This is a genomic window from Enterobacter ludwigii (assembly GCF_001750725.1).
Lineage (GTDB): Bacteria > Pseudomonadota > Gammaproteobacteria > Enterobacterales > Enterobacteriaceae > Enterobacter > Enterobacter ludwigii.
In genome coordinates this window covers 1,951,187-1,975,862 of the sequence record NZ_CP017279.1, presented here as the reverse complement: position 1 = coordinate 1,975,862, position 24,676 = coordinate 1,951,187, and the positions used below count along the sequence as shown (strand labels likewise).

The following is a 24,676-nucleotide window of genomic DNA, read 5'->3' as shown; positions in this document are numbered from 1 at the left end:
CCCCATAATTAAATCGCGAAAGGTGACTGGCAAAAAATACGTATCGCTAACGCCTGGCTCAGACCTCTTCCGGGGTCTGGCTGGTCTCGCGCAACGTGCCCGGCGCATGCCCAATAATGCGCTTAAATGCCCGACTGAACGCGGCCAGTGAACCGTACCCCAGACGCAACGCGACGGTTTCAATGGGCTGATTTTCGTGGCGGATGTATTGAATGGCCAGCCGCATCCTCAGTTCGCTGAGATATTTTGCCGGTGTGGTTCCCGTGGCCGCCAGAAAACGTTCAGCAAACACGGAGCGGGAAGTGCCCGCTTCTTTCGCCAGATCCGCCACGCTCCAGTTCAGGCCTGGCTGCTGATGCATGGCGTAAATGGCCCGGCTCAAACGCGGGTCGCGCAATACCTGCACCCAGCCGGTAGCTTTGCCGCAGCCTCCTTCAACCCAGCCACGCACGATCAACGCGGCCACCACGTCGGCAAGTCGCGCGAGGATCCCGGCGAATCCGGCCTGGCGGGTCATTGATTCCCGCTCCATCGCTGCCAGCAGCGGATGAATTTCCGGCCATGTGGACATCAGCCGGCTCACCATCATCACTTCCGGCATCGCCTTGATCAGCGGCTGCATCCCACCCAGTTCAAAATCCATGCATCCACTGAAGATGATGGTGTTCTCGCTTTCCGGACACGGCTCACAGGTGATCGCGCAGACCGAACCGCAGATAGGCTCGCTGGGGAATGCACTGACCGGGGTAATGCTGGCGTGCTCGTCAGAGAGCAGGGCATGGGCGTTGCCGTTCGGGATAAAAAGGGCGTCGCCGCCATTCAGCGTGAAGGTGGCGCCACTCTCCATACGCAAAAGGGCGCTGCCGTGGCTGACAAAATGGAACTGGGCTTTGCCGGGCGCCTGGTGAAACGCCACGCCAAACGGCGCGCTGGCCTCAATCCGACGGTATTTCACGCCCGACAGGCGCATGCCGCGCAAAAGTTCGCTGATCAAATCGGGTGAATGAGCGGTCATGACGCAACTCCGGACGAATAATCAATAAGTGGAGATTATATGTCATAGATCGTCCAGGGTGAACCCACTATGCTTTTGCGACAGTTGTCACATTTTTATAACGGGAGAACAACAGATGAATTCATGTGTCGTGGCGAGAGAGGCGGTCACGCCTGCAAAACCCGCCTGGCGAGCCGTCTACTCACTGGGGCTTGGCGTATTCGGCCTGATCACAGCAGAATTCCTGCCCGCCAGTTTGCTGACGCCGATGGCCGCGAGCCTGGGGGTGTCCGAGGGGATGGCCGGACAGGCGGTGACGGCCACTGCGCTGGTGGCGCTGGTCACCGGGTTGCTCATCACGCCGGCCACCAAAAATATCGACCGTCGCTGGGTATTGATATTCTTCTCGGTGCTGCAGATCATCTCCAGCCTGCTGGTGGCTTTTGCGCCCACGCTGCACGTCCTGCTGATGGGCCGGCTGTTGCTGGGTGTGGCGATCGGGGGATTCTGGGCGATGTCGACCGCCACGGCGATGCGCCTGGTGCCCGCCGATAAAGTGCCGAAAGCGCTGGCGGTGATCTTCTCCAGCGTCTCGATTGCGACGGTGGTGGCGGCGCCGCTGGGAAGCTATCTGGGTAGCCTGATTGGCTGGCGTAACGTCTTTATTCTCTGCATTCTGCCGAGCATGCTGGCGCTGCTGTGGCAGCTCTGGGTACTGCCGTCCATGAAGCCGGAAAGCAGCGGCAGCCTGAGTACGCTGTTCCGCGTGCTCCGTCGTCCGGGGATGATTGGCGGCATGCTGGCGACCATTCTTATCTTCAGCGGCCACTTTGCCTTCTTTACCTACCTGCGTCCGTTCCTTGAAACGGTGGGGCAGGCGAGCGTGGAGAGCATCTCGCTGATCCTGCTGGGCTTTGGGATTGCCAACTTCATCGGCACCTCCGTCGCCGGGCATCTGCTGGCGCGTAACCTGCGCCTGACGCTGGCACTGGTACCGTTCGCGATGGGCGTGCTTGCTCTCACCATGGTGGCGTTTGGTCATCTGGCGATGCTGGACGGGTTACTGGTCGCGCTGTGGGGCTTTGCGTTTGGTCTGGTACCGGTGGGCTGGTCAACGTGGCTTGCCACCACCGTGCCGGATGAAGCCGAAAGTGCGGGTGGTCTGCTGGTGGCCTCTATCCAGCTGGCGATAAGCGCCGGTGCGGCAGTGGGCGGGGCGGTATTCGACCTCAACGGTGCCAGCGGTGTCTTCGCGGGCAGCGGTTTCCTGCTGGTGACGGCCATGGTAATTGTGTTTATGGGCGTGAAAGTCAAAGCAGAGTGACGAACGCGTGCCCGGTCAGCGAAAGGCTACCGGGCAGCGACACCCACTCAGAGTGGGAACGGGGGGAAGGTTACAACCCTTTCTTATCCATCAGCACCGCCAGATCCACCAGACGGTTTGAGAATCCCCACTCGTTGTCATACCACGCCAGGATCTTCACCATTTTGCCGCCAATCACGAGGGTGGAGAGCCCGTCGATAATTGACGAGCGCGGGTCGCCCTGATAATCACTGGAAACCAGCGGTTCATCGCTGTAACCCAGAATGCCTTTCAGGGGGCCACTGGCAGCGGCTTTCCGGAAGGCGTCATTCACCTCCTCAGCGGTAACGTCACGGCTCAGGGTTACCGTCAAATCCACAATCGACACCACCGGAACCGGCACGCGCAGGGAATACCCGGTCAGTTTACCGTCAAGTGAGGGGATCACTTTCCCCAGCGCTTTCGCCGCACCGCTGGAGTAAGGCACAATCGACAGCGCTGCCGCACGTGCACCGCGCAGATCCTTCTCTGGCTGATCGTGCAGTGCCTGACTGTTGGTATAAGCGTGCGTGGTGTTCATCAGGCCATGCTCAATACCGAACTGCTGATGCAGAACCTGAGCGGCGGGGGCCAGGCCATTGGTCGTACAACTGCCGTTACTCACTACGTAATGCTGAGCCGGATCGTACTGTTCATGGTTGACACCCATGACCACCGTCAGGTCATCGTTTTTGCCGGGGGCGGAGATGATGACGCGCTTAGCCCCACCGTGCGTGATATGCACGGCTGCTTTTTCCCGTTCCGTAAAGAAGCCTGTGGCTTCTATAACCACGTCAACGCCGGCATCACGCCACGCGATATTCGCCGGATCGCGTTCGCTAAAGACGACGATCCGCTGGCCATCGACCTGCAGTGCCCCGTCCGCGGCTTCAACGGGAGCCGGCAGCGTGCCGAGAAGGGAATCATGTTTGAGCAGATGGGCGAGGGTTTTGCTGTCCGTCAGATCGTTAATTGCCACAATCTGCACATCCGGGTTACCCAGCGCCGCGCGCAGGAAATTACGTCCGATACGGCCGAAACCGTTAATGCCGACCTTAACCATAGTGCACTCCTTATCTCTGTTGTCTGGCGTCACTGTAGGCGTCAGGCCGGATGGCGTAAACGACAAAAAAGGATCACATTATGCCATTTTGCGACAGTGGAAGCGCTGACGATACTCGCCAGGCGTGAGGTGGAGTTGTTTCTCAAAGACGCGACGCAAATTGATGCTGCTGCCAAACCCGCTCTGCTCAGCAATGCGTTCGAGAGGGTCGCTGGTCTGTTCAAGCAGTTGCCGGGCGGCGGCAAGGCGTGCTTCGGTGACATAACGCGCCGGAGAGGCGCCTGTTTCACGGGTGAACACGCGGGTGAAATTGCGCGGGCTCATCGCCGCTTTTTGCGCCAGATTTTCCACGCACAGGTCAGCGGTCAGGTTCTCCAGGATCCAGGTTTGCAGGTCGCTTATCGGGCCGGATGTGCCGGGCTGCTGAAGATTATAGCGACTGAACTGGAGCTGCCCGCCGGGGCGGCGCAGATACATCACCATATCCTGCGCCACCTCGCGAGCGAGGGTAAAACCGTAATCGTCTTCCACCAGCGCCAGGGTCAAATCAAACCCGGAGCTAACCCCACCGGAGGTCCAGATGGGACCGTCCTGAATATACAGCGGGCCACCTTCCACATGGATGGCCGAGTACTGGGTTTGCAGGGTCTCCAGCAGCCGCCAGTGGGTGGTTGCCCGGCGTCCATCAAGCAGGCCGGTCTGGGCCAGCAGCATCGCGCCGCCGCAAATGGAGGCTATCCGCCGCGCGTGTGGCGCAGCCAGGTGCAGCCAGTCCACCACCGCCGTGCTCTCCTGCTCGTTCATTCCGCGGCCGGTGATAATAATCGTATCAAGCGGTTCACGCGGATCCAGCTCCGGCAGGCGATAATCCGCCAGCAGATTCAGGCCGGACTGGCCGTGGATCACCTGGTGAGGCTGGGTAGTGGCGATGATTATGCGGTAACAGGGATGGGCTAGGCCTTCCGGATGCAGCCGGTTCGCCTGCATCAGAATGTCTGCGATACCGGCGGCTTCAAACAGCATGCCGCCGTCAGGGACGATAATCAGAATCTTCTTCATGTCCTGAAAAGTACCTTTATTGCAAAATAAGTCAAGCTGCGAACGAGAGGGATATCTCGCGCTGCCCGCGTTTCTGGCAAAGCAAAGCGATATAAGTTCTTTGTTATTTCAGGCGTTTTCCCCGATCGTCAGGGTATTCTCTCTGGCGAAACGGCGTCTGAAGGCATGGGTAAACGAAGCTCCCTCTATTTACATCCGCAACAACGCGATCAAATTCACCACCTCGCCTCGGGGTTTTTGTGGCGAAGCGAACTGCCCACGTGGATCGTCATCATCACCCTTTACAGTGGCTGGTTTGCCACGCTGGCGTACTGGAAAACGCTGGGATTGCTGCCCGCTACGCTGCTGCTCATCGGATTTACCACCTGGTATATGTCACTCCAGCATGAACTGATCCACGGCCATCCCACGCGGTTTGCCTGGCTTAACGCGCTGTTTGGCACGCTTCCGCTGGCGGTGTGGTATCCGTATGGTCTGTACCGGGACTCTCATCTTGCCCATCATCGCCACGATAGCCTGACGATCCCGGTGGATGACCCGGAGTCGTACTATTTTACTGAGGAGAGCTGGGCACGTTTTTCGCCCTGGCACAAGCGCGTGATCCATGCACGGAATACCTTCTGCGGCCGGCTGTTGCTGGCACCGCTGCTGGATATCCTGCAGACGCTGTCCAGCGCCGTGACGGCGTTTCGCCATCTTCACCTGCGCGCAATGGCAATGTGGCTCGTCCACGCGGCGCTGCTGGCAGCGCTGTTTGCCTGGATGATGCACAACGGTTTCTCACCCGTCTGGTTTGTGCTGGCGGTAAGTTATCCGGCGCTGGCGCTGACCAAAGTGCGCTCCTTTTATGAACATCGCGCGGCGGATGATCCGCTGGCGCGTTCTGTCATCAACGAAGCAGGGCTGTTCTGGCGGGTGCTGTTTTTAAATCTTAACTACCATTCAGTCCATCACGATTTACCGGGTGTTCCGTGGTATGGGCTAAAAAGCGTCTATCTGCAAAACCGGGCGGCGTACCAGCGGCGTAACCACGGTTTTCTGGTCAGGGGTTATAGTGAATGGATGCGACAGTTCTGGGGGCGGGCGGTCAACGTCACCGCTCACCCAGGGCGTCAGCACGAGGGAAGTCATGAGTAACCCGCTGGCGTTTCCGATGTATGCCATCAATCGCACCGACACCGATGCCCTCTGGCGAGCGGTACAGCACCTGCTTGCCGAACGCGGCGTGCCGGTGAGCGAAGGCGTACCCGATGATTCTCTGCTGGCCCACTGGCAGCAGCCCGGGCTTGTCCTCAGCCAGACCTGCGGCTACCCGCTGATGACGCAATTGCCGGACGTACAGGTCGTGGGCTGTTTTCACTATCAGGCGCCAGGCTGCGAAGCGTTTTATTACCGTAGCCTTCTGGTGACGAGCGCCCAGAAGCGCTCCCGGACACTGGCTGATTTTCGCGGCCGATGGGCGGTATGCAATTCTGCGGATTCGCAGTCAGGTTATCACGCCCTGCGAAAAAAAGTGGCGCCACTTGCACCCGATGGCCATTATTTTGCCCGGACGACCTTTAGCGGCAGCCATCGCCAGTCGCTGATTGATCTAAAAGAGGGTAAGGGCGATATCGCCGCTATCGACTGCGTGACGTACGCGCTATTGCAGCGTCATGAACCGGCGTTGCTCGACGGGCTGGCGGCGATCGACAGTACTCCCCTGACACCCGGGTTACCGCTGATTACCGCGCACAACACATCCCCTGAAACGCTTAACGCTCTTCGTGATGCGCTGAATACGCTGGTGACTGCCCCGCAATACCGGGACGTTTGCAAGGCGGTGCTGATCGGCGGGTTCAGTGTGGTGACGCGTCAGTCTTATTCGGTGTTGCTCGACTGACGCGTTATCACATGACCTCACTCAATGCCGTTGTTCTCCGCAAGATAAAGCGCCTGCGCGTCGGTGAAACAGCGCAGTGCCAGTGAGGAGACGGGGGCCTGTCGACGCATGATCAGGCCGATAGGGGCTTCGATGTTCGAGTCGGTTATGGGGGTTATCCGGAAGTGGCTGTTCAGGTTCTCCAGCCCGTTGTTCAGCGGCATCACGGCACAGCACACGCCGCTTTGTACCGCCTGAATGATCTGGAATGTGGAATCGCTTTCAAAGACAGACTCGGGATTAATGCCGGCAGATTTAAAGCTCACCTCCATATGCTCGCGATAATGCATCCCCTTGGTCAGAAACCCCAGCGGAAATGCCATCAGTTCCTGCCAGGTCAGCGTCTCCTGATCCAGCTGGAAGTGGCGGATATCGTGCAGCAATCCCATTTCGGTTTTTGGCAGCTGGATAATGTCAAACGGACGGGTGTCAATGCTGTTCAGGTAGCAAATCCCCAGTTCAAGCTGATTCCGGCTGACGCCGTCGGCAATTTGTTGCGAGGACATTGAGTAGAGGCTGTAGGTCAGCTCCGGGTATTTTTGCGTCAGCTGGCGGATAAAGATCATCGGATCCACGCTGGCCAGCGGCACCATTCCCAGACGCAATTCACCCACCACTTGCCCTTTGCACAGCGAGGCTTCGGCCTGCAGGCCGTCGTGAGCGGCCAGTACCGCGCGCGCCCATGCCAGAATGCGTTCGCCTTCGGGCGTAAAGCCTTCAAAACGTTGCCCGCGAGTAATCAGCACCAGCCCCAGCTCCTCTTCCAGGCTGCGAATACGCATGGAGAGGGTCGGCTGGGTGATGTTGCACTGCGAGGCTGCTTTACCAAAATGCCGGGTCTGATCGAGTGCGATTAAGTACTTTAACTGTTTTATATCCATCGTATTTCTCTGCGCGGAAAGCCTTACAGCACGCGGATCTCTTTCGAACGCAGGATGAGGCGGACCGGAACCGATTTATAAGACGGCGTACCGCTGTCCTTATCCAGATAATCAAGCGGAACCAGTACGTTGGCCTCCGGGTAGTAGGCTCCGACGGAACCCGGCGCAATGCTGTAGGCCACAACGGTAATGTCTTCCAGACGCTGAACGCTCCCCGGCAGGGCGGTTTCGATATCCACGCGATCGCCATGCTCCAGGCCTGACTGCGCCATATCGTCTTCATTCATAAACAGCACATCGCGACGGCCAAAGACGCCGCGGTAGCGGTCATCAAGGGCGTAAATGGTGGTGTTGTACTGGTCGTGGCTGCGCAGCGTGATCAGGCGCAGCACATTATCGCCTTCACCACTGGCGTTCTCATTGACGCCGTCGAAAACCGAAAACATCGCTTTGCCCGTCGCTGTTGGCCAGATACGTTCTGTGGGCGGCAGCGGCATGCGAAAACCACCGGGAATGCGGATCCGTTCATTGTAATTCTCGAAGCCCGGAATGGTCTGCTCAATCAGGTTGCGGATACGGTCATAATCCTCAACCAGCGTCATCCAGTCCACGCGGGTCTCCCGCAGGGTGGCTTGCGCCATTCCGGCGACAATGGCCGGCTCAGCGCGCAGGCGCGGAGAGGCGGGTTTCAGCTTACCGGAAGAGGCATGCACCATCGACATAGAGTCCTCCACGGTAATGGACTGGCGTCCGGTGGCCTGGACATCCAGCTCGGTACGACCGAGGCACGGCAAAATAAAGGTCTCTTTCCCCACCAGCAAATGGGTGCGGTTGAGCTTGGTACCGATGTGCACGCTCAAATCCAGCGTATTCATTGCCGGAAAACCGTTCTCGTGATCGGGCATCGCCACCGCAAAATTTCCCCCCAGACAGATCAGCGCTTTTGCACGTCCGTCGATCATGGCCTGCGTTGCCTGCACCGCATCATGGCCGTGGTGAGCAGGGGGCTCAAAACCGAATACCTCCTTCAGGCGGTTGAGAAATGCCGGTGTCGGTTTCTCGCTTATGCCCACGGTGCGGTTACCCTGAACGTTCGAGTGGCCGCGCAGTGGGCATATCCCCGCGCCGGGTTTGCCAATGTTACCGCGCAGCAGCAACAGATCAGCGATCAGGCGGACATTCGCGGTGCCTTTATTATGCTGGGTGATGCCCATCCCGTAGGTGATGATGGTGGCATTCGATTTTGCGTAGGCCTCGGCCACGGATTTGAGCGCTGCCCGGCTCAACCCGGATTCACGCTCAATGGCCTCCCAGTCGGTTTGCGCAATGTCCGCAGTAAACGCCTCAACGCCCAAGGTGTGTTCAGCAATAAAGGCGCGATCGAGCACGTTTCCGCGTTCGTTCTCCATCTCCAGCAGGTGTTTTGCGATCCCTTTTAACGCAGCGGCATCGCCCCCGGCTTTCACCTGGAAATAGGTGGAGGCGATATCGGTAGAGCTGTAGGTTGCCATCTCAATAACGCTTTGCGGATCCGCGAAACGTTCCAGCGCGCGCTCGCGCAGGGGATTAAAGACGATAATCGGTACGTTGCGGCGAGCCAGCTCATGCAGCGTGCCCATCATCCGCGGATGGTTGGTACCAGGGTTATGACCAATGGAGATAACCAGCTCCGTTTTATCGAAGTCATCAAGTGAGACGGTCCCTTTCCCGATACCAATGGAACGGGGTAAACCGACGCTGGTGGCTTCATGGCACATATTCGAGCAGTCGGGGAAGTTATTGGTACCGTACTCGCGGGCGAACAGCTGGAACAGATACGCGGCTTCGTTCGAGGCTCTGCCGGAGGTATAAAATTCGACCTGGTCAGGCTCAAGCCCGCGCAGCACCTCACCGATACGCTGGAAAGCGTCGTCCCATTCCACTGGCTGGAAGGTATCACTTGCCCGGTCATAGCGCAGGGGATGGGTCAGACGACCATAACCTTCCAGCTCAAAGTCAGATTTAGCCAGCAGCGAGGACACGCTGTTTTTGGCGAGAAAATCCGTGGTGACGCGTTTATTGGTGGCTTCCCAGGTGACGGCTTTCGCCCCGTTCTCACAGAACTGGAACGTGGATTTGTGTTCTTTATCGGGCCACGCACAGCCAGGGCAGTCAAAACCGTCAGGCTGGTTTGTGCGCAGCAGAGTTGTGGGGGCATCCAGCGTATCCATTTGGGTACGTACCGCAATGGCCGTCGCCTTTAACGCCCCCCAGCCACCGGCTGGGCCGTCATAGTGCCTGATACCGGGAACTGAGCGTCTTTTCTTATTCATACCAACTCCTGACTTGTGCGGTCATGACATCACCTGCGCCCATAAACCACCGGGTTTGCCAATAAGCGAAAACAATGATGGCGTCTGTTACCAGAGGCCAGAGCAAAGTTAAATGCATTGAATTGAATGGCTATATTTTACAGTGGCTTACAAGCTAATCGGCGTAAACATTTAAAGAAATTATAACGAAATTTTATCATTTTTATAATAAATCTTATCTATCACCTGTTCACTCTGCGCTATGGCGAAAGCGAAGCGATGATGAAGTCAGCGTTAAATTTCAGATGAAGGTGGCTGAAGGGCAGGGCGACGAAGACCCCTGCAGACAGGAGGAATCGGTGCAAATTAATCGTCGCTATAACCAGGAATATGTAGCTGTGCTTAATTGTTAATATCGGAAAATTACCAGATTAAATCCGAAAAGGAGATTAAAAGACAAACTTATTTTGAGGTGTAAAATTAACTTTTCTCAGTTTCCCTGAAACAATTTCATATATTGAGACAGGTCTGGCTGAAATTGAAAGTTACCTCGATAATGCAACAAATAATTCATATTGGATATATTTTCTTCGCCCCCCATAAAGCCAGATTCTACTAATTATGGTAGTAGCAGTAATAGGGTTATTGCGTTAATGAAAGTGATTCTCTTTTGTGGAATTTCATTTTAAATCAGATGGATATGTGATTTTGGCTTGAGGGGAATAGACGATTTTAGCTAAATCGTATTTTTTTCTCAGATTAATCCTATAATGTCTCGAGTGCTTCATTAACCATCAGTTATGAAGCGGTAAATATTGAATTGGTGGCAAGCTCATGTAAACTTGCTTACCGTTTGTCAAAATATGTCAGGAAGACGCTGGGCCTTATTCTGAAGGGCTCGTGCGGTAGCTATGCCCTTAAATAGTAACGCCCCGAAAATATACTGACTATTTTAACAATAGCACCTAAGTCAAACTTCATCCCCTTTATCTCCATCATCGAAATATCGCTACGGAAAAGCATATGAAAATGCGCGTACTGTTTTCACTTCTGTTTGTAATGGCGGTGGCGGGCTGTAAAGCGCCGCAGAAACCTGTGATCAACGACGACACGATCGTGACCAGCCAGGTCAATGGCGTCACGTTAACCCACCGTCATGCTGTTTTACCTCCTGCAGAGTTTACTCAGCTCAATGAGCCGTATCGTGCCATGTATCCTGCCTCGCTGATGAGCCGTCCTGACTTCGGCGGAAAGGTTATCCGTACCCTGGAAACCGGTAAAACGTATGTGGTCCTGGGTCAGGTTGAGCACTACTGGATGGCGCTTGCCGATGAGGGAAATGATCAGCTGATTGGCTACGTCCCGATGCGCGCAGTGATCAAAGCCGATCAGTACGAAGCGACCGTCCGTAAGCAGGCCCAGCGTGCGAAAGTGCGTAAGAAGGCAACCTGTGTTGATGTGGACGGTAACAGCAAAGCCTGCAAAGACAGCGCTAACGGTACCTGGATCCTGAACTAAACCGCGTCCCTGAGCGTATTTTTATGAATAATAAAAATTTTCATTGGTTGTGGTCCGTCTTTTACGCGGCGATTTTCGCCCTTGTCAGTGGTTGTACGTCGTCTTCACACAGCGACCCTTCCCGCTACAATCTGCAGTTTCAGGCTCATCCACAAATCAATGAATCTGCGCCGCTAAAAGTCAGAGTGCTGTTGCTGAAATCCGATGCGGATTTCATGTCCAGCGACTTCTATTCCCTGCAGAACAACGCGTCAGCCACGCTTGGCGCGAATCTGCTGAACAGCGATGTTTTCTTCCTGATGCCGGGTCAGCTCTCGAAAACCCTGAGTGGACAGAGCTCTCCCGACGCCCGCTACATTGGTGTGATGGCGGAATATCAGATGCTGGATGGCAAAAAATGGCGCGTTTCACTCCCTCTGCCTGTGCCAGGCGAAAACCATATCTACCAGTTCTGGAAATGGTCAGCGGATGAACTCCAGGCCAACGTTTTTCTCGACGTGAATGGCATCCGGGTCATCAGCCAGTAACGCGCTTCATAACAGGAATTACATCATCATGACGAAAGCAGAAAAGGTCGTCTGGACCGAAGGCATGTTCCTACGCCCACACCATTTTCAGCGGACTGAAAGCTATCTGCTCAACCACGTTCGTGAATGGGGTGCGCTGCAGCGTTCATACCTTTGGGGCTTTCTCGACGTTGAGCTGGACGAAGCGATGCTGCGCCAGGGATGCATTGCCCTGAGCTACTGCAGTGGACTGCTGCCTGACGGAACCTTTTTCCAGGTGCGCAATGGCCGCAATGGTCCGGTGCCGCTGAAAATCCCTGACAATCTCACCAATGAAAAGGTGGTGCTCGCACTGCCGGTTCGCCGTGGAGAGAGAGAAGAGGTGATCTTCAGTGACGAGCCGGCCTCGCTGGCGCGCTTCATCGCCTTTGAGCAAGAGGTGGAAGACGACAACGCCATGTCGGTAGGCGATGCCACCGTGCAGTTTGGCCGCCTGCGTCTGACCCTGATGCTGGAAAAAGATGTAACGGCAGAGTGGACCGCTATCGGCGTGGCGTTTGTGACCGAGAAACGCAACGATAACCACGTGCGTCTCGATAGCAGCTACATTCCGCCGATGCTGAACGCCAATAACAGCCCGCAGATCTACAGCATGATTAACGATCTGCACGGCTTACTGGTACAGCGCAGCCAGCAAATTGGCGGTCGTCTGCGCCAGCCTGGCCGCTTTAATACCTCGGAACTGATTGAATTCACGCTGCTCTCACTGGTGAACCGCCATCTGGGCGAGGTTTCGCATTTAAAAACGCTTCCGCTGCTGCATCCGGAAACACTCTGGCGCAGCTGGCTGCCGTTTGCGACCGAGCTCGCTACCTGGGCGTCTCAGCGTACCGCTGAAAGCGTGCTGCCGATTTACGATCACGACGACCTAGCGGGTTGCTTCAGCAAACTGATGATGCTGCTGCGTCAGGGGCTGTCTCTGGTGATGGAAGACCATGCCATTCAGCTGCCGCTTAACGAGCGTTCCCACGGTCTGAACATCGCGACCGTGCCGGAAACCAGCATGGTGCGTGAGTTCGGTTTCGTGCTGGCGGTCAAAGCCAACGTGCCGGGCGAACACCTGCAAACCCATTTCCCTGCCCAGATGAAAGTGGCGCCGGTCTCGAAAATTCGCGATCTGGTTCAGCTGCAACTGCCTGGCATTATGCTGCGCGCCATGCCGGTCGCACCGCCGCAGATCCCCTGGCATGCAGGCTACAGCTACTTCGAGCTGGAGAAGGGGAGCGAGCTGTGGCACGAGATGGATAAGTCCGGCGCTTTCGCCCTGCATCTCGCAGGCGAGTTCCCGGGACTTGATATGGAGTTTTGGGCCATCCGTAGCCCGACTGAATAATAAAGCGAGCGCTTAATATGCAGGAACGACAGGATACCGGCAGTGATGCCGCGTTTACCGGAGCCAGTAGCAACAATCAGCTGGTGGCGGCCGCCAATCCGCTGCTCAATGCGATTCCGCAAATCCGTCATTCGGTATCACATGACGATCAGGTGGCGTTGCGCCAGCGCCTGATCGATGAGATCCGCCGGTTCGAAGTGCGCTGTCAGCAGGCCGGTCTGGCCTATGAGGTGATCGTCGGGGCACGTTACTGCCTGTGTACGGCACTTGATGAGGCCGCCGCGCTTACCCCCTGGGGCAGCAGCGGCGTCTGGTCCAGCAATGGTCTGCTGGTGACGTTTCATAACGAAACCTGGGGCGGCGAAAAGTTCTTCCAGCTGCTGGCGCGTCTGTCGCAAAACCCGCGCGAACATATTCTGCTGCTGGAGATGATCAACTACTGCCTGCTGCTCGGCTTCGAGGGGCGCTATCGGGTGCTGGATAATGGCCGCACCCAGCTTGAAACCATCAAGCAACGGCTGTGGCAGATGATTCGCGGCGTGCGTGGCAGTTACCCGCCACAGCTCTCTCCGCATCCGGAAGATCGTCCGGTACTGCGCAAGCTATGGCGACCCATGGTACCTCTGTGGGCCTGTGTGGCGCTGGCCGGGTTTATCGCCTGCCTGTTCTATATCGTGCTTAACTGGCGGCTTGGCGATAGCACCAACCCGGTATTAGCAAAAATTTATCAGTCACAGCTTCCCGAAACGACTATCCAGCAACCTGCCCGCCAGCTGCCTGCGGTGCTGAACCTGCGTGGTTTCCTGAAGCCGGAAATTGAAGCCGGTCTGGTTGCGGTAAAAGATGAAGCGGACCGTAGCGTGGTGATCCTGAAAGGGGACGGCCTGTTTGCTTCCGCCTCAACCGTGGTACGTGACCGTTATGAGCCGGTGATAAACCGTATTGCACAGGCCATGAATAACGTCAGCGGTAAAATTCTGGTGGTGGGCTACAGCGACAACGTGCCAATTCGCAGCGCGCGCTTTGCCTCTAACTATGAACTGTCGCTGGAACGTGCCCGGTCAGTTCAGAAAATGCTGCAGGGAAGCCTCTCTCAACCTGAACGTGTGAAAGCGGAAGGCCGCGGCGAGATTAATCCAGTGGCACCTAACAATACGCCGGAAAACCGTGCCCGTAACCGCCGGGTGGAAATTACTCTGCTGGTGTCGCCTGAAAATACCCAGGCTGAGCTGAACGGATTGCCGCAAGGAAACTAAGGATGCTGACTACTCTTCTTTCCATTTTGACCAATCGCATTCTGTGGAGCTTCCTGGGCGTCACTGCGCTTGCGGCGGTTATCTGGATGATTGGCCCATTGTTGTCCATCGTGGACACCCGTCCGCTCGAATCTGAACAGAACCGCATCATCAGTATTGCGGTGGTTTATCTGCTCTGGGCGCAGGGCCACATTCTGCCGCGGCTGTACAATGCCTGGCTGAACCGCAAGCTGATGGACAAACTCAATGAGAACACCACCAGCCCGGAAGCAGCGGATCCGCAGAAGCGACTGAACAACGAGGAGCAGATCCTCGCCAGCCGTTTTGACGAAGCCGCACAGATGCTGAAAAAAGCGCACTTCAGCAAAGCGGGACAGGGTGCCCAGTGGACGCAGCGCTTTAGCACGCAATATCTGTATCAACTGCCGTGGTACGTCATCATCGGCGCGCCGGGCAGCGGTAAAACCACGGCGCTGGTCAATTCCGGACTGCAATTCCCGCTGGCCGACCGTTTCGGTAAGACCGCGCTGCGCGGGATCGGCGGCACGCGTAACTGCGACTGGTGGTTCACCAACGAGGCCGTACTGCTGGACACCGCGGGTCGCTATACCACCCAGGAGAGCGAACAGGTTCAGGACGCCGGTGAATGGCTTGAGTTTATGGGGTTACTGCGTAAGTATCGCCGTCGCCAGCCGATCAACGGTGTGATTATTACCATCAGCATTTCTGACCTGCTGACGCTCTCGCCTGAAGCGTCACGCCAGCAGGCGGTCAACCTGCGCCAGCGTCTCTCTGAGCTGCATGAGCAGCTGGGTATTCGCTTCCCGGTGTATGTCATGGTGACCAAAGCTGACCTGCTTAAAGGCTTCCGTGCCTGGTTTGCCGATTACGACAAAGCGCAGCGCGACCAGATCTGGGGCTTCACGCTGCCGTGGGAGCAAACCAAACACGCTGATTACGACCTGATGGGTAACTTCCAGCAGGAATTTTCCCTCTTACAGCAGCGCCTGGATGCCGGACTGCCGGAAACTCTGCTGCAGGAGCATGACGCAAAAGCGCGCGCGGAAGCGTATCTCTTCCCGCAGGAGTTTGCCGCACTGCGTCCGCTGCTGGCTGACTACCTGAGCACGGTCTTTGCCCGCTCTAACTTTGAAACCGAATTCTCCCCGCGCGGGATCTATTTCGCCAGTGGTACCCAGGAAGGCATGCCGTTTGACCGGGTGATGGGCGAACTTAACCGTGCGCTCTCCTTGCCGGAAGGTGAAGAGGGAAATCGCTGGGATTCCGTCAGCAAAGAGGCTCCGATCCCGGGGGCGAAAGGGCAGAGCTTCTTCATCAAGAACCTGCTGCAAAACGTCATTTTCCAGGAAGCCGGCATCGCCGGGGAAAACCGCTGGTGGGAACTGCGTAACCGCGCCGTCATTTGGTCCGGCTATGCGGCGCTGCTGGCCCTACTGGTGATCCTCGGTGGACTGTGGCTGACCAGCTATGCCAGAAACAAGGCTTATCTGGAAGAGGTGGACGCAAAGGTGCCGCTGCTGGATCAGCAGAGCAAGGCGCTGCAGAATCAGCCTCAGCGCGATCTGTTTGACCTTCTGCCCTTGCTGAATGGCCTGGTCGATCTGCCGAAAAGTGACGCGTTTGATGTTAACGATCCGCCTGTCTCACGCCGTATGGGGCTCTATCGTGGCGATGACGTCAGCGATGCATCGCAGTCTCTGTACCAGAAAGCGCTGGACCAGATGCTGCTCCCTGCCGTGGCGATGCATATCACCACCTGGCTGCGCAACGATAACGGCAGCGATGTGGAATACAGCTATGAAGCGCTGAAGGCCTACCAGATGCTCTATCAGCCGAAGCACTACGACGGCAAATTCCTGCACTCCTGGGTAATGCTTAATCTGCAGCGTAACCTGCCGCAGAACGTGACTCAGGCGCAGCTTCAGCAGCTTGAGTGGCACCTGACTCAGCTGCTTGAACCGAAAATTCAGGCCTCGCCGTACGCGCAGGATGAATCCCTGGTCGCGCGTGAAAGGGCGCTAATCAACCAGCAGCCACTTTCCACCCGGGTGTATGGTCGTCTGAAGCGTCTGCTGGAGCATGATGAAAACCTGAAACCGGTGTCGCTCTCCGACCTGGGCGGTCCGCAGAGCGAGCTGGTGTTTTCACGCAAAAGCGGCAAGCCGGTGAGTGAAGGCGTACCGGGTCTTTATACCCCGGACGGTTACTGGAAAAGCTTCAACGGCCAGATTGACAGCGTCACCACTGCCCTGCATGAAGACGATGCGTGGGTGCTGGGGGCGACCTCAGCCCAGGAAGATAAACAGCAGATCGATAACGCCGTGCGCCAGCTCTACATGCGCGACTTTATCGCCAACTGGGATCGCTTCCTCGCCGACATTCAGCTTAATAACAGCGCCGATCTCTCCCAGCGTATCAATACCGCGCGTCTGCTCTCCGGGGCAAACTCGCCGCTGCGCCGTCTGGTGCTGAACCTGAGCCAGGTCCTGACGCTTTCACGTAATGCGCCAGCCCCGGACGATGCCGGTAAAGCGCAAGCGCAAAGCAACCGTGCCACCCGCACGCTCGAAGCGTTATTCAGTAATAATGACAATGCCCCGACGCAGGCCGCGGTGGTCACTCAGGCACCTGAACAGCTGGTAACCGATCACTATGCTCCAATGATTGAGCTGGCGCAGCCGCTGGAGAAGGGCGGGAAGACCATCGTCTTTGATGATTTTCTCAAGCAGGTCGATGAACTTTACCGCTACCTGACTGCCGTTCAGGACGCGGCCAACAGCGGCATGCCTGCTCCGGGAGGCGAGGCGATTAGCCGTCTGCAGGCCAGTGCCGGTCGTCTGCCGGGCGGTCTGCAAACCATGTTCAGCAATATGGCGGTGGGGGCCAGCAGTGATACCCAGCGTCGCGACCTCGAAAACGTGCGTAAGCGGATCAACGTCGAAGTCGGCGGTTTCTGCCGTCAGGCAATCGCTGGCCGTTACCCGCTGGTGCGCAGCGCCAGTACGGAGGTCACGCCGGACGATCTCGCGCGCATGTTTGCGCCAGGCACCGGGCTGATGGACACCTTCTTTCGTGACAACCTGACCAATAAAGTCGATACCACGCAGGCGAACTGGCGCTTTATGCCGGGCATTGATGGAAAAACGCTGCCCGGAAGTGAAGGGCTCCTGAGACCGTTCCAGCAGGCGCAGTCCATTCGCGATGCTTTCTTTGCTAACGGTGCCACCACGCCATCTTACAAAGTGACGGTGCGCACCGTCAGAATGGATAACACAATCCTTAACCTGACGCTGGATGTTGACGGTCAACTGCTGCGCTACAGCCACGGTCCACAGGCTGTGCAGATCATGAACTGGCCGGGGCCGGGCGGGACTAACCAGGTGCGTATGCAGCTGGGTCTGGCTAACGGCAGCACGGCTACGCTGGTGACTAACGGTTCCTGGGCGCTGAACCGCTTTTTCGATAAAGCGCGTACCAGCCCGGGGGCGGGAAGTCTGAGTCGCCAGGCGACCTTCAACGTAGACGGACATCAGGTTACGCTGGAATTTGCGCCAAACAGTATTCGTAACCCGTTCCAGCTTCCCCGTTTCTCATGCCCATAACCGCAAGGACAGCCGTATGACGAATACCCCTGCGATGAACCGCTACAGCTGGTATGGCAAACTGCCCAGCGCCGGAGATTTTTTGCAGCGTCGCTTTCCTGACACCCTGCAACGCCAGTGGTCGCACTGGTTCCAGGTCGGCCTGCTGGCCTGGCAGCAGGAAGAGCAGCGCAGCGGTGAGCGCCCGTTTAACAAAGCGCCGGTCTGGAATTTTGTCGTACCGCCGATGCTGGGCAGCCAGATGATTCAGATGGGCTGCCTGCTGCCGGGACGTGACAGCGTTGGTCGACAATATCCGGTCTGCATTCAGCTCAGCTTTGCCCCCGCGGACTGGTCATCACGTCTGCTCAGTCAGGCTGAAAGCTGGTATCAGCAGATTGGCCGTCTGGGCCTGCATGCGGTACGTAACAGTTTTTCTGCCTCACAGCTCGATGACATGCTGATGTCCATTCCGGCACCGCAGCCCGTCGAGCCGCAAAAGCGCTCAGATATTCTCGATGTGATTGGTTATGACGAAGACGGCCAGAGCACGCTGGGCTGGCCTCAGGCAGCAGAGTGCTTTGACCCGCTTCGCCAGACCAGCTACTGGTGGACCAACCGCTGCGACGGCTACCCGCTCTACACCCATGTTCACAGTGGCAACTTCACCGGGCAGCTCTTTACGCTGCTGTTCGACCCGGCAGGTGGCGCCCGCCCGGGCCGTCACGGTCTCTATCCGCCCATGTTTGAATAAGCAGGGATCTTATGAATATCGAAGAATTTCTCGCGCCAATAAGCCCCGACAAGCCCTGTGGCGAAAACCTGGAGTATGACGCTGATTTCCAGCTCATGAATCAGGCCAGCCAGGGCAAAGCAGAGCAGCAGTTTGGCGACACCATCATTCCGGCAGAACCTGCTGACTGGAATACGGTGGAAAAATTCGCCACCAGCCTGCTGAGCCGCACCAAAGATCTGCGCGTCATGCTGGCGTTAACGCATGCATGGACACGTCGCCGCGGCCTTGCGGGCTACGCCGACGGGCTGTTACTGGTGCAGGAGGCGATCACGCGTTACTGGGAGCCGCTCTATCCGCTGCTGGAAGAGTATGGCGAAACCGACCCGTTTTACCGCATTAACGCCCTGGCCGGGCTGAGTGATAAGTCTGACCTGACCGTCGCCGTGCGTAACGCCTCGCTGCTGCGATCAAATGGCGATGAAATTTCACTTCGCGACGCTCAGGCACTGCTGGATGGCAGTAAAACCGAATGTCCGGATTACCCCGGTGGCCGTCCAAGACTGATTGACGAGCTGGCCCGCGGCGATCAGCCGGGCACGTCGGCGGTGATAGTGATTAACGAACGGCTGCTGGCCATTCGCGAGTTGCTCACCGGCCATCTTGGTGAAAGCGGCGTTCCGGAGATGGAACAGCTGCTGAAAACCGTCGGGCTGGTCGCCAGCGCCTGTCAGGTAACCGACATCAGCAAGCTGCTGCCCAACCGGGAGGCACAGGCTGAGCTCAGCGCTGAACCTCAACCGGCGGTCGCACAACCCGTTCAGCAGGTTACAGACTGGCGCAGCGTGCAGGTCACCAGCCGCGCCGATGCACAGCTGATGCTGGAGAAAGCCAAACAGTATTTTGCGCAGTACGAACCGAGCCACCCCGCACCGTTGATGATTGAACGGGTGCAGCGGCTGTCAGAACTTAACTTTATGGACATTATTCGCGACCTGGCGCCAGACGGCGTTAACCAACTGGAAAACATCTTTGGACGCCGCGAATAACGCGTCCTGGCATTATGACGACAGGCATGGAGCCTGCCGTTTCACCTTCACCGCGCATCTTTGATGGAGAACATCATGGCAATGAGTAACAGTGGGCAGAAATTTATCGCACGTAACCGTGCCCCCCGCGTGCAGATCGAGTACGACGTAGAGATCTACGGTGCAGAACGTAAAATTCAGCTGCCGTTTGTGATGGGCGTCATGGCCGATCTGGTCGGCAAACCGGTGGAAAACCTGCCGGCAGTCGATGAGCGTAAATTCCTCGAAATCGACATTGATAACTTTGACGAGCGCATGAAAGCGCTGAAACCTCGCGTGGCGTTCCAGGTGGATAACACGCTGACCGGCGAAGGTAAGCTCAACGTTGATCTGACCTTCGACAGCATGGACGACTTCCTGCCGGACGCGGTAGCCCGCAAGGTTGAGCCGTTGAACAAGCTGCTGGAAGCACGTACTCAACTCTCCAACCTGCTGACCTATATGGATGGCAAAAACGGCGCGGAAGAGCTGATCGCTAAAATTCTGCAGGATCCGACGCTGCTCAAATCTCTGAGCCAGTTGCCGAAAAATGACGAAAGCGCGAAAGGTAGCGAGGAATAATCGATGAGCAACCAGACTCAACAACACGAGCAGCAGAGTGGTCAGGCGTTCAGCCAGGATGAATTCAGCGCGCTGCTGAACAAAGAGTTCCGCCCGAAAACCGATCAGGCGCGCTCCGCGGTGGAAAGTGCGGTAAAAACGCTGGCGCAGCAGGCGCTGGAAAATACCGTTACCTTCTCCAGTGACACCTACCGCACCATTCAGAACCTGATTGCCGGTATCGACGAGCAGCTGTCTCAGCAGGTGAACCAGATTATTCACCATGAAGAGTTCCAGAAGCTGGAGAGCGCCTGGCGCGGTCTGAGCTACCTGGTGAACAACACTGAAACCGACGAGATGCTGAAGATCCGCTTTATGAGCATCTCCAAGCAGGAGCTGGGTCGTACCCTGAAACGCTTTAAGGGCGTGGGCTGGGACCAGAGCCCAATCTTCAAGAAAATTTACGAGCAGGAGTACGGTCAGTTTGGTGGCGAGCCGTTTGGCTGCATCGTCGGCGACTACTACTTCGACCACAGTCCGCAGGACGTTGAACTGCTGGGCGAGATGGCACGTATCGGCTCGGCGGCCCACTGTCCGTTTATCACCGGTACCGCACCGGGCGTGATGCAGATGGAGTCCTGGCAGGAACTCGCGAACCCGCGCGACCTGACCAAAATCTTCCAGAACACCGAGTATGCCGCGTGGCGTTCACTGCGTGAATCCGAAGATGCACGCTACCTTGGCCTGGTAATGCCGCGCTTCCTGTCGCGCCTGCCGTACGGTATTCGCACTAACCCGGTCGACAGCTTCGATTTCGAAGAGCAGACCGATGGCGCGAACCACAACAGCTACTCCTGGGCGAACGCCGCGTATGCCATGGCTGCCAACATCAACCGCTCCTTTAAAGAGTACGGCTGGTGCACTTCAATCCGCGGCGTGGAGTCTGGCGGGGCGGTTGAAAACCTGCCGTGTCATACCTTCCCGAGCGACGACGGCGGCGTGGACATGAAATGCCCGACCGAGATCGCCATCAGCGATCGTCGTGAAGCCGAGCTGGCGAAGAACGGCTTTATGCCGCTGGTTCACCGCAAAAACTCTGACTTTGCCGCTTTCATCGGCGCGCAGTCTCTGCAGAAACCGGCTGAGTACCACGACCCGGATGCGACCGCTAACGCGCGTCTGGCATCCCGTCTGCCGTACCTGTTCGCCTGCTGCCGCTTTGCCCACTACCTGAAGTGCATCGTGCGCGACAAAATTGGCTCCTTCCGTGAACGTGAAGAGATGGAACGCTGGCTGAACGACTGGGTGATGAACTATGTGGACGGCGACCCGGCTAACTCCTCACAGGAGACCAAGTCCCGTAAACCGCTGGCGGCTGCCGAAGTGCAGGTGCAGGAAATTGAAGATAACCCGGGCTACTACGCCGCGAAATTCTTCCTGCGTCCACACTACCAGCTGGAAGGTCTGACCGTTTCTCTGCGTCTGGTTTCGAAACTGCCGTCACTGAAGACGAAAGATGCATGATGTGCGTTGCCGGTCCTTCGGGGCCGGTAAATTAGCTGGTGGGTATCCAATTCATAAAATTAACCATCGACATTCATTAACCTCAGGGAGACTATAAATTGGGAGCGAGTTCGCCAAAAGAAATTGCCGATGGCATGTTGAAAATCTTTAATCCGCGTACACAAAGTGGTCCTGAAATATTCGCTCGCAGTACGGTCGATGGCTTTTTGTCCATCCCGGAAGACTTGTGGATGTTAACTAAGGATTTTCTGGATTCGGATCATCGCTGGAGAAATGAAACCGATAAAATTAGGTTGCTGACACTCATCAAAAAAGGGCTGACCTCAGAAGATGTACGTAGGCTAATCAACACAGTGATTAAACGCTATCTGTCTGGTTTATCTGAAGAGCAGTCAAAGAAATTGCTCCTTAAAATAGGTGGGTCGCAAGTAGGCGGAATTACCTTTAAAATGGTTTTCGTTAATGAGTTAATTACATTATTTGTCTCTAAAATCATTCCACGATTCCTTGTTTCTGCCGGTATCACAGGGGTTTTGAGTGTTGGTGCTTCAATTTCGCGCTCCGTATATACCTCATATGATTTGCTGAAATTGAATAAAGATATTTATTATGAATTGCGCGGAGCCGGTGATTTGGATTTGTTATATTTTTTGGTTGAGGATAATATTAAACCATTCATTGAGGCGGTGAATTTTCAACAAAGCCATGGTGCAGTAGATGAGGAGATTTTTAGCCGGTTTGTGTCAGGGGTAATACGTGTTTGAAAAAACGATTAAGTATACTTTCGTCTATCTGATGTTACTTGTGTCGTTTATGATGTTCTTTACGACTCTGGGTTATTATGTTTTTGTATTTAGCTGGGGTGGCAGTGTAATGAAAATAGCGATAAATGCTGTCCTGTTAATCTCTTTGGTAATTGCATCCATCGCTATTTATTATTTTGCTGAAAAAATGAAGTCAAGGCTATGATTTTCGCCATGCCTTCAATAAGTAATGAACCCCAAAAATAATGATAATTAGGAAAATGATTTTTCCAAAAATTAAACCGGCAGACATTGCTGTTATTGCTTCAAGCGAAAATACATACCATATTGATTGAGAAATATCAAAAAGAGTAAAAGCCCCAATGGTTATAAATATAATCATTAGCACTAATAAGATGATTTTCTTCATTCGCTGACCCTTAAATTGTAAAAAATCAATAGATTTTATTCTAGATGATTAAAAGGTTAATTGTCTAGCTCTTAGTTGAAGTATTGAGTGACTAAGTTAATTTAGGGTGGTTGTCATTGCAGCCACTCTGAACAGTCTGCACGAATGTGTTTTCGTCAGGCTGGAGGCAGAGGTAAAATATGGACGGTTTTATTCAGCCCCATGCTTTCCTGTTTGCCATATAAGTGCTTTTTCGAAAGCAATATTGTTCATCCACGAAGAGTAGATATTATGGCTATTGATATGTTTCTGAAGGTCGAGGGTGTTACGGGCGAATCTAAAGATTCTAACCACACCGGCTGGACTGATATTACCTCCTTCTCCTGGGGCGCTTCCCAGCCAGGTAATATGAGTGTTGGTGGCGGCGGCGGTGCCGGTAAAGTTAACTTTAACGATCTGCACGTTAACGCTCTGATCGACAAATCCACTACAGCAATTCTCAAACACTGCGCAAGCGGTAAGCACCTGACTAAAGTTGAACTGTCCGTGTGCAAAGCGGGTGGTCAGCAAGTAGAATATACCCGCATCACGCTGGAAGATGTGCTGGTAACTTCTGTTCAGTACACCGGTGCAGACAACGGCGACACCGTTGGTGTGACCTATGCATTCCAGGCTGCGAAAGTGAAACAGCAGTACTGGGAGCAGACCACTGCTGGTGGTAAAGGTGCTGAAAGCAGCGCTGGCTGGAACATCAAAGAAAACAAAGAAGCGTAATGATAGTGGGCCCGAAAGGGCTCACTTTTACGTGACCTTCTTTGAATGGAGAAAGAAGAATGTCTGCTATGCGTCCTGCTTTTGGTGCTGCCTGGAACAGATTCAAAGAAGTTAACGTTAATGTGGAACAGGTTGGCAAATTATTGGGTGGAAAAGTTCAGCATAATATCGATGCTGGTATTTTTAAAAATGCCTGTCCCATACGTATGAGCTATGTCTTGAATTATTGTGGTATACCTATTCCGTCTAATAGCAAATACGCGACAGTGACCGGAAATGACAAAAAACGCTATATGTTCCGCGTTAAAGATATGATTGCATTTCTTCCTACTGTTCTGGGGCATGCAGATATGTCAGTCGCCTCTCCTACACCAGCACAATTTTCAGGCAAGCAAGGCATTATTATCTTTACCGGCCATGGGTGGAGTGACGCAACCGGACATGTAACACTCTGGAATGGAAATATTTGCTCGGATGACTGCCATTTCCTTGGATCACCCGGCAATGGTTCGTTTATTCCTACGAATGCAACATTCTGGAGCCTGAAATGAAACGTTTATTACTGCTCGCATTAGCGTTAAATGCCACCGTTGTTTATGCTCAAACATTGCCTGATGTCAGTGCTTTTACTCAACAACAAATCTTTGAAAACTGGGTGCAAAATCGTTGCATCAGTAAGATTGCTGACAGTAAGAGTTTAAAAGATGATGCAGAGGCCAGCGCTGCCGCATGGCTCGAAGCAAGCAATCTACCTGCAGAGAATTTTGAAAAAGCGGATAACGTTATTGTTTCCTTACTTAAAGAGAAGATAGGCGGTAGCGAACCGGGCCATTATCAGGTATTGAAGTGCAGCTTAATCACCAACAGCGACGCAATTCGAACGCTAAACACCCAAAAATAGAGTCATTTGGTGGTCATGTAGAAGCTGGTGGGCAAATGAATAATTTAATATTACGTGGAGAAGAACGTGAGTTCGAATATGTTCTCCACTTTTGAAATTTTTCTTTTGTTCTGGTGATGACTTTTTATATTCATTGTC

22 protein-coding genes are annotated in these 24,676 nt (G+C 55.1%); 16 read left to right on the top strand and 6 right to left on the bottom strand.

Annotated features, from left to right (window positions below; all coding sequences use genetic code 11):
* Positions 1-58: 58 nt before the first annotated feature.
* Positions 59-1,015 (bottom strand): AraC family transcriptional regulator, encoded by a 957-nt coding sequence (locus tag BH714_RS09290; RefSeq protein WP_020883446.1) that lies wholly within the window; start codon positions 1,013-1,015, stop codon positions 59-61.
* 115 nt (positions 1,016-1,130) lie between these two features.
* On the opposite strand from BH714_RS09290, the gene BH714_RS09285 reads away from it, so the two are divergent.
* Complete coding sequence (locus tag BH714_RS09285; RefSeq protein WP_040017757.1) at positions 1,131-2,318, top strand: MFS transporter; 1,188 nt, start codon at positions 1,131-1,133, stop codon at positions 2,316-2,318.
* A 70-nt stretch (positions 2,319-2,388) separates the two neighbouring features.
* On the opposite strand, the gene gap is transcribed toward BH714_RS09285, so the two are convergent.
* Both gap and BH714_RS09275 read right to left on the bottom strand, forming a co-directional pair.
* Positions 2,389-3,399 carry a type I glyceraldehyde-3-phosphate dehydrogenase gene (gene gap / locus BH714_RS09280; protein ID WP_040017756.1) on the bottom strand — a complete coding sequence of 337 codons (1,011 nt, stop codon included), beginning with the start codon at positions 3,397-3,399 and terminating at the stop codon, positions 2,389-2,391.
* A gap of 78 nt (positions 3,400-3,477) precedes the next feature.
* Positions 3,478-4,458, bottom strand: coding sequence for a GlxA family transcriptional regulator (locus BH714_RS09275; RefSeq protein ID WP_040017755.1), 981 nt, complete (start codon positions 4,456-4,458; stop codon positions 3,478-3,480).
* Positions 4,459-4,623: 165 nt separating this feature from the next.
* Between BH714_RS09275 and BH714_RS09270 the strand changes: the two genes are divergently transcribed.
* Positions 4,624-5,595 carry a fatty acid desaturase gene (locus BH714_RS09270; protein ID WP_040017754.1) on the top strand — a complete coding sequence of 324 codons (972 nt, stop codon included), beginning with the start codon at positions 4,624-4,626 and terminating at the stop codon, positions 5,593-5,595.
* On the top strand, positions 5,588-6,340 hold the full coding sequence (locus BH714_RS09265) for a phosphate/phosphite/phosphonate ABC transporter substrate-binding protein (protein WP_040017752.1): 753 nt from the start codon (positions 5,588-5,590) through the stop codon (positions 6,338-6,340). Before BH714_RS09270 ends, BH714_RS09265 begins: the two co-directional genes overlap by 8 nt.
* Before the next feature lie 17 nt (positions 6,341-6,357).
* On the opposite strand, the gene BH714_RS09260 is transcribed toward BH714_RS09265, so the two are convergent.
* Positions 6,358-7,260 (bottom strand): LysR family transcriptional regulator, encoded by a 903-nt coding sequence (locus BH714_RS09260; protein WP_020883452.1) that lies wholly within the window; start codon positions 7,258-7,260, stop codon positions 6,358-6,360.
* Positions 7,261-7,283: 23 nt separating this feature from the next.
* Entirely contained in the window at positions 7,284-9,572 is a 2,289-nt protein-coding gene (locus BH714_RS09255; protein ID WP_040017751.1) for an FdhF/YdeP family oxidoreductase, read from the bottom strand.
* 1,002 nt (positions 9,573-10,574) lie between these two features.
* On the opposite strand from BH714_RS09255, the gene BH714_RS09250 reads away from it, so the two are divergent.
* The 10 genes from BH714_RS09250 (at position 10,575) to BH714_RS09205 (ending at position 22,475) form a co-directional block, all read left to right on the top strand.
* Positions 10,575-11,069 (top strand): hypothetical protein, encoded by a 495-nt coding sequence (locus BH714_RS09250; RefSeq protein ID WP_014170557.1) that lies wholly within the window; start codon positions 10,575-10,577, stop codon positions 11,067-11,069.
* Positions 11,070-11,092: 23 nt separating this feature from the next.
* On the top strand, positions 11,093-11,596 hold the full coding sequence (tssJ, locus tag BH714_RS09245; protein WP_014170556.1) for a type VI secretion system lipoprotein TssJ: 504 nt from the start codon (positions 11,093-11,095) through the stop codon (positions 11,594-11,596).
* Positions 11,597-11,624: 28 nt separating this feature from the next.
* Positions 11,625-12,968 carry a type VI secretion system baseplate subunit TssK gene (gene tssK / locus BH714_RS09240; RefSeq protein WP_040017749.1) on the top strand — a complete coding sequence of 448 codons (1,344 nt, stop codon included), beginning with the start codon at positions 11,625-11,627 and terminating at the stop codon, positions 12,966-12,968.
* 17 nt (positions 12,969-12,985) lie between these two features.
* Positions 12,986-14,224, top strand: a complete 1,239-nt coding sequence (locus tag BH714_RS09235; RefSeq protein ID WP_014170554.1) for a DotU family type VI secretion system protein — start codon at positions 12,986-12,988, stop codon at positions 14,222-14,224.
* A 2-nt stretch (positions 14,225-14,226) separates the two neighbouring features.
* Complete coding sequence (gene tssM / locus BH714_RS09230) at positions 14,227-17,847, top strand: type VI secretion system membrane subunit TssM (protein ID WP_014170553.1); 3,621 nt, start codon at positions 14,227-14,229, stop codon at positions 17,845-17,847.
* 16 nt (positions 17,848-17,863) lie between these two features.
* Positions 17,864-18,580 (top strand): type VI secretion system-associated protein TagF, encoded by a 717-nt coding sequence (gene tagF, locus BH714_RS09225; RefSeq protein ID WP_020883457.1) that lies wholly within the window; start codon positions 17,864-17,866, stop codon positions 18,578-18,580.
* Positions 18,581-18,591: 11 nt separating this feature from the next.
* Positions 18,592-19,608 (top strand): type VI secretion system protein TssA, encoded by a 1,017-nt coding sequence (gene tssA, locus BH714_RS09220; protein WP_020883458.1) that lies wholly within the window; start codon positions 18,592-18,594, stop codon positions 19,606-19,608.
* Between the two features lie 75 nt (positions 19,609-19,683).
* A complete protein-coding gene (tssB, locus tag BH714_RS09215; RefSeq protein ID WP_008502644.1) occupies positions 19,684-20,208 on the top strand; it encodes a type VI secretion system contractile sheath small subunit in 525 nt (174 codons plus the stop codon).
* A 3-nt stretch (positions 20,209-20,211) separates the two neighbouring features.
* Complete coding sequence (tssC, locus tag BH714_RS09210) at positions 20,212-21,711, top strand: type VI secretion system contractile sheath large subunit (protein WP_014170549.1); 1,500 nt, start codon at positions 20,212-20,214, stop codon at positions 21,709-21,711.
* Between the two features lie 98 nt (positions 21,712-21,809).
* On the top strand, positions 21,810-22,475 hold the full coding sequence (locus BH714_RS09205) for a hypothetical protein (protein ID WP_236918399.1): 666 nt from the start codon (positions 21,810-21,812) through the stop codon (positions 22,473-22,475).
* A gap of 199 nt (positions 22,476-22,674) precedes the next feature.
* Here BH714_RS09205 and BH714_RS09195 read toward each other — a convergent pair whose 3' ends face one another.
* The gene (locus BH714_RS09195; protein ID WP_040017744.1) at positions 22,675-22,884 is read right to left on the bottom strand and encodes a hypothetical protein; all 210 of its coding nucleotides are present in this window, start codon (positions 22,882-22,884) and stop codon (positions 22,675-22,677) included.
* 270 nt (positions 22,885-23,154) lie between these two features.
* Here BH714_RS09195 and BH714_RS09190 point away from each other — a divergent pair, with 270 nt between their 5' ends.
* The 3 genes from BH714_RS09190 to BH714_RS09180 are packed head-to-tail and all read left to right on the top strand — an operon-like array spanning position 23,155 to position 24,538.
* The gene (locus tag BH714_RS09190) at positions 23,155-23,637 is read left to right on the top strand and encodes an Hcp family type VI secretion system effector (protein ID WP_014884229.1); all 483 of its coding nucleotides are present in this window, start codon (positions 23,155-23,157) and stop codon (positions 23,635-23,637) included.
* A 59-nt stretch (positions 23,638-23,696) separates the two neighbouring features.
* Positions 23,697-24,188, top strand: coding sequence for a type VI secretion system amidase effector protein Tae4 (locus tag BH714_RS09185; protein WP_040017742.1), 492 nt, complete (start codon positions 23,697-23,699; stop codon positions 24,186-24,188).
* Positions 24,185-24,538: a T6SS amidase immunity protein Tai4 family protein gene (locus BH714_RS09180; protein ID WP_040017741.1), complete on the top strand. Its 354-nt coding sequence runs from the start codon at positions 24,185-24,187 to the stop codon at positions 24,536-24,538. The genes BH714_RS09185 and BH714_RS09180 overlap by 4 nt, the downstream gene beginning before the upstream one ends.
* Positions 24,539-24,676: the final 138 nt, after the last annotated feature.